The organism is Hwanghaeella sp. LZ110, assembly GCF_048892525.1.
Classification (GTDB): domain Bacteria; phylum Pseudomonadota; class Alphaproteobacteria; order UBA8366; family Aestuariispiraceae; genus Pacificispira.
Genome location: NZ_JBLZHT010000005.1, coordinates 203198 through 216586 on the forward strand (window position 1 = coordinate 203198; position 13389 = coordinate 216586).

Sequence of the window (13389 nt, forward strand, 5' to 3'; positions counted from 1 at the left end):
CTTTGCGCCGCGAAACCCCCTATGGCAATCTAGGTCTTGTGTGGTGAAGCGTTGATCTCACCAGATATCGCATACATATCTATATATAGATGCGATGCCTGGAACACTCTGGAGAGAGGTGGAGAGATGCGTGGATCGCGGCACGGTGGATGGTGAATCCGTCCGGTTTTGATCGTTATGCCCATGCATACGGTGCAAGATCGGCACCCGCCCCCGCCGGGCCTTCGAAGGGGAGAGAACCCATGACCAGCTTGCAGGTCGATCATTCCAGTCAGCTCGCCAACCCGCTCGATATCCTTGAAGCAATGTTTCAAGCCAACGAATGGCCATTTGAACGTTCAGACGATGAAGAATTGATCGTTGAGACGACCGGTGGCTGGTGCGATTACCGCATGCTGTTCGTTTGGCGCGAAGACATGCACGCCTTTTACTACACCTGCACCTTTGATTTGAAGATCCCGGGGGACCGTCGCAAGGGCGTGGTCGAACTGTTGGCCTTGATCAATGAAAAAATGTGGATGGGTCATTTCGATCTGTGTTCAGAAAGCGGATCTCCCACCTATCGCCATACCATCCCGACGCGCGGCATGGGCGGTTTTTCGGTCGAGCAATTGGAAGATTTAATGGACATCGCCTTAGCAGAGTGCGAGCGCTTTTATCCAGCGTTTCAATTCCTGCTGTGGGGTGGATACAAACCAGAAGAAGCCGTGCAGGCGGCCTTGCTGGATTGTCAGGGGGAGGCATAACGCGGGATCATACCCATCACCATCATGGGATATTCCGTCCTGGAAGAAATGTTTTCCTGTGATCAGGTTTGACATCCCTTAAGTGCTGTGGCGAATACCCTTTAGCGTGGGCCTGACATGCCAAGACGGCCCGACTGCATAGAGGGTCGACCATGATTGTTTTTGATAAACTGAGCTTGAGACAAAAGACCGTCCTGTTGGCGCTGGCCAAACGGATGATGATCGCTGATTCAAAAGTTGTCATCGAAGAAGATGCCTTATTTGGCATGCTGCATGCTGAATTGGGCACGAATATTTCGACACCGACTCAAGACGTCTTCGGCGAAATTGATGTTTCTGTCTTTGACGATGCGCATTCTCAGGTCGTCTTAATCCTCACCCTGGCGACCATGGCCTTCGTTGACGACAACTTCCATCCCAATGAATCCTCCGTGCTGATGAAAGTAACTGAGCAGGTGAATTTCTCGGCCTCTGATATTGCCGCCGTTATGGACCTGGCCGAACGCCAGGGACGGTTGATAAAAGACACAGAAAGCCTGTTCACGCGCATGAGCACCCGTTAAGCCAAAATCCACTGGAAACAAGAGGACCAAAATGACCGACACACTATCAAGACCGCTACTCCTCATTGGATGCGGGAAAATGGGTGGCGCGATGCTGGACGGATGGTTGAAGTCCGGGATTGTGGCTGGGGGGGTCACTGTTGTGGATCCGGTTGGCGGCGACGCCTTTAAGAATCGCGCAGGCGTCACTGTTGTTGCCGGGGCCAGTGATGTCCCAGACGACCTGAACCCTGAAGTCATTGTCTTGGCGGTCAAACCCCAGCAGATGGATGCATTGCTGGCGGATTATCGGCGCTTTGCCGGACCCGATTGTCTGTTCCTGTCGATCGCGGCGGGCAAGACGATATCCTATTTTGAAACGCATCTGGGCGACCGGGCTGCAATCATTCGCGCCATGCCCAACACACCCGCCGCCATCGGTCAGGGCATCACGGTAGCCTGCCCGAATACGATTGCCAGCGATGCCCAGTCGTCGCAGGCAGAAGCCCTGCTGCGTGCGGTGGGAGAGGCCGCAACGGTTCAGGACGAAGCGCTGATCGATGCCGTAACCGCTCTGAGCGGCGGCGGGCCTGCCTACACCTTCCTGTTGATGGAATGCATGGCGAAAGCGGGCATTGCCGCCGGTTTACCAGAAGACCTGTCTGCCCGATTGGCCCTGGTCACCGTCGCTGGTGCCGGACAATTGGCCCTGGCCAGCGGCGATACGCCCCCATCGACCCTGCGAGAAAATGTGACCAGTCCAGGCGGAACAACCCTGGAAGCATTGAAAGTCCTGATGCGTGAGGAAGATGGTATGGGGCCATTGATGGTTGAGGCCATTGCCGCCGCCACCCGTCGATCCAAGGAATTGGGCGCGACGTCGTGACCTCCTCACACGCTGCGGTCCCTCACATTCCCCAGCGGGGGCTGGGCATCGCATCGATGTGCTTGGCCGTATTCCTGTTCGCCATTATGGACACGACTGTAAAATGGCTGGGTGATGGATACCCGACCTCTCAAATCGTCTTTTTCCGCTGTGCCCTGGCAATGCCGGTCCTCATGGTCGTGGTCGCGATGAGGGGGGGATTGCCGGCCCTGAAAACATCACAGCCGATGGTGCATCTTATGCGATCCGTCATTGGTTTGAGTGCGATGAGCCTATGCTTCTGGGCCTATAGCCAGATGCGGTTGGCCGATGCCGTTGCAATTCTCTTTGCCGCGCCGATCATCATGACCGCACTATCAGTCCCCCTGTTGAAGGAACGGGTAGGCATTCGGCGTTGGGCCGCCGTTTTGATAGGATTCAGTGGCGTATTAATCGTAGTAAACCCCAGCGGGGGCGTATTCGATTGGGCCGCCACGGCCGCCCTTGCCGCCGCCGCCTGCATGGCGCTTGCTATGATTCTGATCCGTAAACTCTCCGCAACCGAACAGACAATCAGCATCACATTTTGGTTCACCACAGCCGGCACCATATTTGGCAGCATCTGGGTTTATATTGATGGCTGGGTGATGCCTGTAGCCTCCCTTGATTGGGCCCTACTTATCAGCGTCGGGCTGGTTGGCGCTGCTGCTCAGTTCATGATGACACTCTCTTTTCGCCATGCGGAGGTCGCCATCCTGGCACCATTGGACTATCTGGCAATATTCTGGACCACCCTGACGGCCTATTGGATCTGGGGTGAAATCCCTGAACTGCGTGTCTTCATTGGCGCTGCCATCGTTATTGCCAGCGGGATCTATATTGTCCACCGCGAAACCCGCGTGGCGAAAGTCCGCCCCGTGAAAACGCCAAAACTGCGTGGGCGGGTATAATCTCCCTCAAAACTGAGACATCGAGGACAATGACTTTTTCAGTTTTCTGGACAAGTTTCAGGAAATACTTTTTACTCGTCTAAATCGCATTTTGCACAGCCGCAGGGCAATTGTCATGCTACAACTTGATTTGAACATGTCCTTAGTGAATGCCAGCCAGTCGTATTATCGACGGTTGGATACAATCGGGGAATTCAGGCGCAACGAGATATGCCGGAACATTATGGCATTGCGACGTATGCATCATGCGAATATCAAAAGGTTTAACGAGTACCAACAAAAATATTCCAACTTGAAACTTGACTTTGGTGTTCAGAATGGACGCATTGAAACGCTGCGCTCTGCAATCCCGATCCCATTTGTCTATAACCCCAATACTCCCCCAAGAGGCGCGGCTATTCTGCATGGGCTGCAATTACCTCAAGCAGGAATATTACCCAATAGTCCCTGCCAAGAAAATGGCGTTAGTCTAAAAATACTGGACCCCAATACCTATTTGGCAGTGTTGAATCAAGGTCCCCCCAATGAAGATGAGTTTCCAGATCTGGCGAGCCTCGTTGTCTATATGGATTTGGTCAATGTCATGATGATTGTTTGGATTGGCCTTAGAACAGACCTGTTGGAAGCTCAGGAAATATTCGCGATTCAGACACAGAACTGGCATGATTGGTCTGGAATATACGCCCGCTATCATGCACGACTCAGAGAGGCCTGCATCACGGCATCTTAGATTTTTGTTGTATAATTACACAACAAACTTTATATTATTCACTCTACGTTTTAATAAGGACAGCTTACTATGGATAAAGCGATGATGACACAGTTACTTGCAGATGCGACGGGGGTCGGCCCGACTGCTGCGTTCGGTGTGCCCGAAGATGCGCGCGCGCGCACGTTAGCACCGTTGGACAGGTTGGACCTAAATTCTGTGGAATCCCTGCGCCAGGCTGCACGCGGCGTCGCGCGAATTGAAGTAACCAATGCTGTACAGGACGCGCTTTACGCTTACAAAACGGAGCAAATCAAAATGGGCCGAAAGGGGTCCATGCGGGCACTGGCCGAAGACAGCGGTCTAGACGTGTCCTTCATTTCGAACTTGGCGAATGGGGCAGTCAACAAGCAAGGCGCAACAGTTGCTTCCCTGGCACAATTGGCATTGGCAATGAATAAGACGCTAAAAATTACGATCGAATAATGCAATCAATTAGAATGAGGCTGTGATTGATTATCTACCTGAACACATTCTCAGATTTTTGTTTTATCATCGCCGCCGTTTACGTCGCGCGGTTAAGTCTCTTGGGCTGGTGGGAAGAGCGCCAAGGGAATCTGGAAGATTCAAAAACATATCTTTCAGCTGCGGCCTTAGGGAGCCCTTTTATCTTCATTACGGTGTTCTTAGGTGCGATTATAAAGGTTGGTCTCTTTCTTTACGATCTCGTCAATTAGCTACAATTGGTTCCCGCAGCCAGCCGTCTTCGAAACGAAGGGTCGACAGGCCACCGAAGTTTTTTTGTCGGTCCAATTCCCCTTCCAGGCGCCTCATGCGGCCCTTTCCAAAACTGATCCCGGGTTCCGGCCAGACGGCTGTGATTTGCAAGGAGTCAGCGGGTCGATCCGCCTTCATATCAATGCGGCCGATCAGGCGATCCCCTTCCAATATGGGAAAGACATAATAGCCATAGGTCCGCTGAGGGGCTGGCACAAAAACTTCGATGCGATAGGAAAATCCAAACAGGCCCTGCAGCCGTTTGCGATCCCGCAAGACAGGATCAAAAGGGTTTAGAATGCGCAGGCCCGGCGGCGGCGATTCAACTTGGTTCAAAGCAGCTTCCAAGTCTGGTCTGGCATAGAGCAACCGGGGTCGTCCCGTCGTCTGATCCACACTGGCCTGAATAACAGCCCTGCCCAGATTCGCCTCACACCAGGCCTTCGCCTCATCCGCCGTGATATGATCCCAGAAACCAGCGATCTCTCCGGGTGTCCCGAACCCTAACCTCTCCAGCGCACTGCGACAGGACCAGTCGACCAGATCCGCATGCTCCGCCGGGGTTTCCCGGTGTGGTTCAGGAATGACACGGTGGGTCAGGTCATAGACCTTCTGAAATCCTTCCCGTCTCGCCACCGCCAAGGCCCCCGTCCGCCAGAGATACTCCAGGGCTGTCTTTGAGGGATGCCAATTCCACCAGGCACCCGGACCTTTGCGTTCATCGGGTGACAGATCACGCGACAGAATTGGGCCATTCGCTTCGATATGGGCAATGACACTTTCCGTCTCGTTCAGGAATTCCGGGCCATGCCAACGGCTGTATCGATCCGCCAAAGCCGCACGGCGATTCTCAAATCGTTGCATCCAATAGGGAAAGAAGTCAGACGGGATAATTGCGGCATCATGGGTCCAGTTCTCAAACAAAGCCCGCTGTTTTTCCAACAGACGCTGTAATTGTTTGGGTCGATACCCCGTCGCACGCGACGACAGGATCATCTGATGCGCCCGCTCCAGCATATTGATGCTGTCGACCTGAACAAATCCCATCTGTCGGATCAGGTCCATCAAGTCCCCATCTGACAAGCGTCTGCGATGGGATTGCCCCAGACCTTGCAAGTTCAGGATAAGCGCGCGCGCATCCTTGGTGGTGACAGGAAGAGGCAGGCCCATGGATGGTCTATCCAGTGCTGCTCGACGGGGGCGCGCGACGCCGCCGGGGGCGCAGATCACTTTCCGAAACACGACCAGACGCGATGCGCCGCTGCTTCAAGTCCAAAACGATCTCATAGCGACGCTCATTCGAGGCGCGGGACCATTCCGCAATCTCCCCAATTGTGCGCATGCAGCCCTGACACAGGCTGGTGGTCGGATGCATCACGCAAACACCGACACAGGGTGATGGAATATTCGGCAATTGCGCCATGGTTATACCTGGTCCCCAAAAGATCGCACAGTCATCCTTTGAGCTAAGACGGCACGAATGGGAATGCAAGTATGATTCATTAATTCGATAATTCTAGAAATATGGTTGACTCCTTCTTGAATTCATCGTATGGGTACGCTCATGAGCGATCTTGATGAGACAGCAGCCTGTTTAGAGGCATTGGGAAACCCGACCCGCCTGGCGATGTTCCGCCTATTGGTTCGCGCCGGGGATGCTGGCAAAAGTGTCGGCGAAATTCAGGCCAGCCTGTCTATCCCCGCCTCTACCCTGTCGCATCACCTAAAGCATCTGGAATTGGTCGGCCTGGTTTCACGTCATCGCGAAGGGACGACCCATACATGTCGTGCCGACTATGGCACCATGAATTGGCTGTTGACCTTCCTGACAGAAGAATGCTGTGCGGACAGTAGCACCGCACCAACCGTCCCACACCGCGCCCATAAGCTAAGCGCCTAACCTTCGAAAAGGATATCAGAAATGGTCGATCAAAGCCTGGACCCGATTTCCCCTAAATTCGATATTTCTAGTAATATCGTTTCATGGTTAAAATCCCTGCCTAAGGACCGCGTCCTTTGGACCATCCTGGTCCTGTTGCTGACAACTGCGCTGCTTACGGGGACTGGCCAAGCTCTGGATTTTGCCGCAACGATGGGGGGCAGCCTGGTTCAAACCGGGATATTCATCATCATCAGCGTTTTGATCGCCGCCTATATCAAGGCCAGTGGGGCGGACCAGTTGATTGCGCGTGCTCTGTCGGGCCGCCAGGAAAAAGCCGTCCTGACCGCCGCTGTCTTTGGTGCCCTATCGCCCTTCTGCTCCTGCGGCGTTGTGCCGTTGATTGCGGCCCTGTTGGCAGCAGGCGTTCCTTTGGCCCCGGTCATGGCGTTCTGGCTCGCCTCCCCCGTGATTGATCCCGAAATGATGGTTCTGACCTGGGGGGTATTGGGATTGGAAATGGCCGTCGCCAAGACAATCTCAGCCATTGCCATCGGCCTGTTGGGCGGGGGCGCGGTGATGCTGTTACAGCGCGCTGGATATCTGAAAGATGTCTTGCTGGCCCGGGCAAAGCCAGCATGTGGCACATCCTCCTGTGGGCCATCAAAACTGCCTGAAACCAAACCTGTATGGGCCTTCTGGCAGGAGTCGCAGCGCCGCGGGACCTTTATGGGCGAGATTGGCACCATGGGCTGGTTCTTGACCCGTTGGCTCAGCCTCGCCTTCCTGCTGGAGGCGATGATGGTATCCTGGGTGCCGCTGGATCAAGTTGCCGCGCAATTGTCCACCTTGGGCCCCTGGTCCGTGCCCGCCGCCGCCGCAGTCGGTGTGCCTGCCTATCTGAATGGCTATGCTGCCATCCCGCTGGTGCGTGGCCTGATGGATATCGGGCTGCAACCGGGCGCCGCCTTGGCCTTTATGGTGGCAGGCGGTGTGACCTGCATCCCCGCCGCGATTGCAGTCAAGGCGCTGGTCAACACCCAGACCTTCCTGCTGTATCTGACCATCGCGATGGTAGGGTCGATCAGCGTTGGCTTGCTGTATGCCGGTTATGTCACCCTATAGCCTCACCCTATAACCAGACCTATCCTTTGGATGGATATCCGATCTTGCTGAGACTTTCGGATATTTCATCCAGGATCGCCGGATCATCAATCGTTGCGGGCGCTTTCGTCTCCAGCCCATCGGCCAAAGAGGACATGGATCGACGCAAAATCTTGCCGGATCGGGTCTTAGGCAGACGCTTCACAACGGTTGCCGTCTTAAAGGCGGCAACCGGTCCGATCTGATCCCGAACCATCGCAATGACGTCTTTGATGATCTCGTCCTCGCTGCGGGTCACGCCGGATTTCAAAACCAGGAAACCAACCGGCAACTGACCCTTCAGGGCATCAGCCGCACCGATAACGGCACATTCGGCAACGTCTGGATGACAGGATAAAATCTCCTCCATAGCCCCCGTGGACAGGCGGTGCCCCGCGACATTGATGACATCATCAATGCGCGACATGATGTACAGATACCCGTCCTCATCCATATATCCTGCATCGCCGGTCTTATAGAATCCGGGGTAATCAACCAGATAACTGTCCAGATAGCGCTGATCCGCATTCCACAGCGTCGGCAGGCAGCCCGGTGGCAGCGGCAGCTTGATGCAAATCGCCCCCATCTCTCCGCGTGGAAGTTCTTTCAGCGTATCATCAATGACCTGGACATTATAACCAGCCACGGCGCGAGTCGGCGATCCTGGCTTGACCGGCAACGGGGTCAGACCCATGCAGTTTGCCGCAACAGGCCAGCCTGTTTCTGTCTGCCACCAATGGTCAATCACAGGCACTTTCAGTTTTTCCTGCGCCCAGGCCAGCGTATCGGTATCGCACCGCTCCCCCGCCAAAAACAATGTGCGGAATTTGGACAGGTCATACTTGCCGATCAATTCCCCTTTCGGATCTTCCTTCTTGATCGCACGGAAGGCGGTCGGGGCGGTGAAAAAGGTTGTCACCCCATGGTCTGCAATCACCCGCCAGAAGGTTCCTGCATCGGGCGTGCCCACGGGCTTTCCTTCAAACAGAACCGTGGTGCAACCATGCAACAGCGGTGCATAGACAATATAGGAATGCCCCACGACCCAGCCGACATCGGACCCGGCCCAGAACACTTCCCCCGGATCAACACCATAAATGGCCTTCATCGACCATTTCAGGGCGACCATGTGACCACCGTTATCGCGCACGACCCCCTTGGGCTGACCCGTCGTCCCGGAAGTATAGAGAATATACAGCGGATCGGTTGCCTCAACGGGCACACAGTCTGCCGGTGTCGACGCCGCAAGGGCTTCGTCCCAGTCATGATCGCGACCGCTCTTCAGATCCCAGGGGGCCTCTTCCCGCCTAAAGACCAGGACTGATTCCACAATATCGGGCGCCAGGGCCAAAGCCCCTTCAATCAGCTTCTGATAGGCCACGATCCGACCCGGCTCCAGGCCGCAACTGGCGGTCAGAATAGCCTTTGGGCGACAATCCTTGATACGGGTCGCAAGCTCATTGGACGCAAACCCGCCAAATACCACCGAATGCACCGCGCCAATCCGGGCGCAGGCCAGCATCGCCACCACGGCCTCAACAATCATCGGCATATAGATGATGACCCGGTCGCCCTTTGTGACGCCCAAGGCGGTCATAGCCCCGGCGCATCGCGCGACCTGTTCCTTTAATTCAGAATAGGTAACCGTCTTCTTACGGCCGGTGATGGGACTGTCATAGATAATCGCCGCCTGATTCCCACGCCCGCCATCGGCGTGACGATCCACGGCATTGTAACACGTGTTGCATTGGGCCCCCGCAAACCATCGATAAAAATTCGGTGCGCGGCTGCGATCCAGAACACTGGACCACGGCTTTATCCAATCAATGTCCGACGCAACCTCCGCCCAGAAGGCTTCAGGTTCCTCTAGACTGCGGCGATAAATTTCGTCCAATTGGCTCATGATGCGTTTCCCTGTGCATTTTTCTCATATCTTTCAACAAAGTTTCTTGGAAACAAGGCCACAGGACAAGGAACATTTTACCGCAGTGTCACGCGGGTCCGCAAAAAGTTGTGGGCTGTGGGCAATCCTATGCTTTCAAAATGTGATCACATTTGGTAATTTGAGTCGAAACACATACCAAAGCCTCTCGCCGCCTTCAGAAGGATTCCTGTAAATGACTGAGATCAGACGTAATTTAGATGTAGATGAATTGGTTCGGCTGGATACGGCCCATCATCTGCACCCGTTCACCGACCATAAATCCCTGGCGGCCGAAGGGGGATCGCGGATCATTTCGCGGGCGGAAGGCGTCTATCTTTATGATTCCAGCAACAACAAGATTCTAGACGGCATGGCGGGCCTGTGGTGCGTGAATGTTGGCTATGGGCGCGATGAACTGGCCGATGTCGCCTATCGCCAAATGAAGGAACTGCCATTCTACAACACATTCTTTAAAACCGCCCATGCCCCTTCTATCGAATTGGCGACCAAGGTCGCGTCGATCCTGCCACAGGGTTTCAATCATGTAACCTTTGCCAATTCCGGATCAGAAGCGAACGATACCCAATTGCGGATGGTCCATCATTACTGGCAATGCGCAGGTCGGCCTGATAAGCGCTTTGTAATTGCGCGCGACAATGCCTATCACGGATCCACTGTTGCCGGGGCCGGTCTGGGCGGCATGGGTCCGATGCACAAACAGGGTGGCAAGCTGATCCCGACAATTCACCATGTCATGCAACCCTACTGGTATAAGCTGGGCGGGGAAATGACGCGTGAAGAATTTGGTCTGGCTGCAGCAAAATCGCTGGAAGATAAAATCCTGGAACTGGGGCCGGATAATGTTGCCGCCTTTATCGGGGAACCGATCCAGGGCGCAGGCGGGGTGATCATTCCCCCATCAACCTATTGGCCGGAAATCAATCGGATTTGTAAACAGTACGACATTCTGTTGATCGCCGACGAGGTGATCTGTGGCTTTGGTCGTACCGGGGAATGGTTCGGCACCAATACCTTTGGCATCGAACCGGACCTGATCACCATGGCGAAAGGCCTGTCATCGGGCTATCTGCCCATCGCCGCAACCGGGGTTTCGGATCGCGTCGCCAATATGATTATCGACAATGGCGGTGAATTCTACCACGGCTATACCTATTCCGGCCATCCGGTCGCCGCCGCAGTGGCCCTGCGCAACATAGAAATCATCGAGCGTGAAAACCTGGTGCAGAAAACGAAGACGGAAACCGGACCGTATCTGGCCAAAAAACTGGAAGAAATTAAAGATCACCCCCTGGTAGGTGAAGTTCGCTGTATCGGTCTGATCGGTGGTATTGAATTGACCAAGAACAAACAGACCCGTGAAGGGTTTGCCCCTGCAGGACGCGTCGGCACCATGTGTCGTGATCATTTTTTCAAACGCAATGCGATCATGCGCGCCTGTGGGGACACGATGGTCCTGTCCCCGCCATTGATCATCCAGCCGGCTGAAATAGATGAACTTGTCGGTGTTTTGCGACAATGCCTGGATGCAACCGCAAAAGACCTGGGAATTCTGTAACTTTAGATTCCACAATGCGTGAACCAGATTGACAGACCGCATTGGAAAATGTCCTGATTTGGGGAGGAAGACATTGTCGCCTGAAAATGGCAGTGCGGGACACAAATAGCTCGACAGATAAGGCTGAGAACAGTCACTGTTCGGGTTAAAGTCGATCAAACAAGGAGAACAGGGAATGACAGATCAAAAACGTAAGGGCCTGACCCGTCGCAGCATGCTGCAATCAACAATTGCCGGCGCAGGTGCTGCCTGGGCTGGCATCAGCTTTGGTCCAAAAGCCTTTGCCGCTGCGCATGGGGAAGAACCAAAGGTCAATTTCTACAATTGGGACACCTATATCGGCGAAACCACGCTCAGCGACTTTAATGACCTGACTGGCATTGAAGCCAATATGTCCTTGTTTGCGGATAATGATGAATTGTTCGCCAAACTGCGCGAAGGCAATCCGGGATTTGACGTGATTGTGCCGTCCGATACCTATGTTGCCCGTATGATTGCGGCCGACATGCTGGAGCCGCTGGATTACGCGCTGCTGCCCAATTCAAAGAATATCGCGCCCGCCTTCCGGGATGCCGCCTATGACCCCGGTCATAAGCATTCTGTGAATTATATGTGGGGCACGATGGGCCTGGGCGTTCGGAAAAGCAAAACCCCGGATGGCGTCACCAGCTGGGGCGATATTTTCGAAAGCGACAAATATGCCGGGCGTATTGCGATCCTGTCGGAAAGCTCAGCCATGATCGGCATGGCATCGATGTATCTGGGCACCGGCATGAACCCCGATACATCGGAAAAGATCAATGCCGCCGTCGATCTGTTGATTAAACAGAAATCCGCCTTCAAAACCATCGCTGAAGATAACGGTCAGGATTTGCTGTTGTCGGGTGAAGTTGACATCACCATTGAATGGTCCGGCGATATCGGTCAGGTCATGCTTGAAGATGACGACATCGACTATGTCATCCCCAAGGAAGGCTCCCTGATCTGGGCGGATAACCTGTGCATTCCAAAGGATGCGCCGCATCCGATGAATGCGCATAAATTTATCAACTATATTCTGGACCCACAGGTTGGGGCCCTGATCGCCGACTATATTCAATACGCAACGCCAAACCAGGCGGCTCGGGCCTTGTTGAATGACAGCTACAACAAGAACCCCTCCGTCTTCCCGCCGGAAGAAGTTCTCGCCAAATGTGAATGGCAACGCTATCCCGGTGAAGAAATCGCCCGCATTCGCGACGAAGCCTGGACCCGTTTCCTGGCTGCCTGATCGCATGCAGTAAGTGCCTACCCGTCGCGCCGAGTCCCATTTGGGTTGGCGCGGCGGGATTAGGGTTTCTGATGGGGGGCATCCGGCATGGAATCGTGGCGCAAATTTAAGCAGGTTTTCTGGGCTGTTGGCATTCCGCCGACTTTCTGGCTCGTCTTATTTTTTCTTATTCCTTTAGCCTTGATTTGGGTGTTCAGCTTTGGCGAAAAGCAGGGGGTTGTCGGCATCGACATCACCTGGACCTTGGACAATTACATACGTGTTTTTAACCCCGATATCTTAAAAATCTTCTGGAAGTCTTTGGGTGTTGCAGGTCTGGCGACGATAATCTGTCTGTTCGTCGGATTGCCGGTCGCACTGGGCATTGTTTATGCTCCAAACCGGTATAAGGGCCTGTTGTTGCTGTTGATCATGCTGCCCTTCTGGACAAATTTGCTGATCCGGACCTACGCCTTGATCGCGGTTTTGCGTCAGCGGGGATTTCTGAATTTCACACTGGAATGGTTCGATCAAAAAATCCGGTTTATGTTCGATCTGGTCGGACTGGGTGGGCTTGGCGCAGCCGTTCTGGGCGAACAATTCCAGGCTTTGGAACTGTTGTATAATGATAAGGCTGTCATTCTGGGGCTGGTTTATGTGCATCTGCCCTTCATGATCCTGCCCCTGTATGCCGCATTAGAGCGGTTGGACCGATCCTATCTGGAGGCCAGTCTGGACCTGGGGGCGGGGCATTTGCGCACCATATGGAATGTCGTTGTGCCGCTGGCCCTGCCCGGCATCATTTCCGGCATTATTATTACCTTCATCCCGGCCCTTGGCAGCTTCCTGACGCCAGATCTGTTGGGTGGGCCCGACAGTGCGATGATCGCCAATATCATCGAACGGCAGTTTAAATCTGCCAATGACTGGCCCTTTGGCTCCGCCCTGTCATTCCTGTTGATGTATATCACCTTCGGGGCCTTGGCTTTACGGGCGGTCCTGGCGCGCAACAGCAAGGATGGGATCTGA

14 protein-coding genes are annotated in these 13389 nt (G+C 54.2%); 11 read left to right on the top strand and 3 right to left on the bottom strand.

What is annotated here, in order from left to right:
* The first annotated feature begins 242 nt into the window (after window positions 1–242).
* The 6 genes from ACOSDM_RS12150 to ACOSDM_RS12175 all read left to right on the top strand — a co-directional run bounded on the left by ACOSDM_RS12150 (window position 243) and on the right by ACOSDM_RS12175 (window position 4298).
* Window positions 243–746 (top strand): YbjN domain-containing protein, encoded by a 504-nt coding sequence (locus ACOSDM_RS12150; RefSeq protein WP_420724799.1) that lies wholly within the window; start codon window positions 243–245, stop codon window positions 744–746.
* Window positions 747–898: 152 nt separating this feature from the next.
* A complete protein-coding gene (locus ACOSDM_RS12155; protein ID WP_420724800.1) occupies window positions 899–1309 on the top strand; it encodes a hypothetical protein in 411 nt (136 codons plus the stop codon).
* 31 nt (window positions 1310–1340) lie between these two features.
* Window positions 1341–2174 (top strand): pyrroline-5-carboxylate reductase, encoded by an 834-nt coding sequence (proC, locus tag ACOSDM_RS12160; protein ID WP_420724801.1) that lies wholly within the window; start codon window positions 1341–1343, stop codon window positions 2172–2174.
* Entirely contained in the window at window positions 2171–3103 is a 933-nt protein-coding gene (locus ACOSDM_RS12165; RefSeq protein WP_420724802.1) for a DMT family transporter, read from the top strand. The genes proC and ACOSDM_RS12165 overlap by 4 nt, the downstream gene beginning before the upstream one ends.
* A gap of 115 nt (window positions 3104–3218) precedes the next feature.
* Window positions 3219–3833, top strand: coding sequence for a hypothetical protein (locus tag ACOSDM_RS12170; protein ID WP_420724803.1), 615 nt, complete (start codon window positions 3219–3221; stop codon window positions 3831–3833).
* 69 nt (window positions 3834–3902) lie between these two features.
* Complete coding sequence (locus tag ACOSDM_RS12175; protein WP_420724804.1) at window positions 3903–4298, top strand: hypothetical protein; 396 nt, start codon at window positions 3903–3905, stop codon at window positions 4296–4298.
* A 243-nt stretch (window positions 4299–4541) separates the two neighbouring features.
* Here ACOSDM_RS12175 and ACOSDM_RS12180 read toward each other — a convergent pair whose 3' ends face one another.
* Both ACOSDM_RS12180 and ACOSDM_RS12185 read right to left on the bottom strand, forming a co-directional pair.
* Window positions 4542–5759: a winged helix-turn-helix domain-containing protein gene (locus tag ACOSDM_RS12180; protein ID WP_420724805.1), complete on the bottom strand. Its 1218-nt coding sequence runs from the start codon at window positions 5757–5759 to the stop codon at window positions 4542–4544.
* A gap of 7 nt (window positions 5760–5766) precedes the next feature.
* Complete coding sequence (locus ACOSDM_RS12185) at window positions 5767–6012, bottom strand: DUF1289 domain-containing protein (RefSeq protein ID WP_420724806.1); 246 nt, start codon at window positions 6010–6012, stop codon at window positions 5767–5769.
* Between the two features lie 141 nt (window positions 6013–6153).
* Between ACOSDM_RS12185 and ACOSDM_RS12190 the strand changes: the two genes are divergently transcribed.
* The gene (locus tag ACOSDM_RS12190) at window positions 6154–6489 is read left to right on the top strand and encodes an ArsR/SmtB family transcription factor (protein ID WP_420724807.1); all 336 of its coding nucleotides are present in this window, start codon (window positions 6154–6156) and stop codon (window positions 6487–6489) included.
* Between the two features lie 21 nt (window positions 6490–6510).
* On the top strand, window positions 6511–7593 hold the full coding sequence (locus ACOSDM_RS12195; protein ID WP_420724808.1) for a permease: 1083 nt from the start codon (window positions 6511–6513) through the stop codon (window positions 7591–7593).
* A gap of 19 nt (window positions 7594–7612) precedes the next feature.
* On the opposite strand, the gene ACOSDM_RS12200 is transcribed toward ACOSDM_RS12195, so the two are convergent.
* Window positions 7613–9514, bottom strand: a complete 1902-nt coding sequence (locus ACOSDM_RS12200; protein ID WP_420724809.1) for a propionyl-CoA synthetase — start codon at window positions 9512–9514, stop codon at window positions 7613–7615.
* Window positions 9515–9728: 214 nt separating this feature from the next.
* Here ACOSDM_RS12200 and ACOSDM_RS12205 point away from each other — a divergent pair, with 214 nt between their 5' ends.
* The 3 genes from ACOSDM_RS12205 to ACOSDM_RS12215 all read left to right on the top strand — a co-directional run bounded on the left by ACOSDM_RS12205 (window position 9729) and on the right by ACOSDM_RS12215 (window position 13389).
* Window positions 9729–11111: an aspartate aminotransferase family protein gene (locus ACOSDM_RS12205; protein WP_420724810.1), complete on the top strand. Its 1383-nt coding sequence runs from the start codon at window positions 9729–9731 to the stop codon at window positions 11109–11111.
* A gap of 175 nt (window positions 11112–11286) precedes the next feature.
* Window positions 11287–12381 (top strand): ABC transporter substrate-binding protein, encoded by a 1095-nt coding sequence (locus ACOSDM_RS12210; protein WP_420724811.1) that lies wholly within the window; start codon window positions 11287–11289, stop codon window positions 12379–12381.
* Window positions 12382–12468: 87 nt separating this feature from the next.
* Complete coding sequence (locus ACOSDM_RS12215) at window positions 12469–13389, top strand: ABC transporter permease (protein ID WP_420724812.1); 921 nt, start codon at window positions 12469–12471, stop codon at window positions 13387–13389.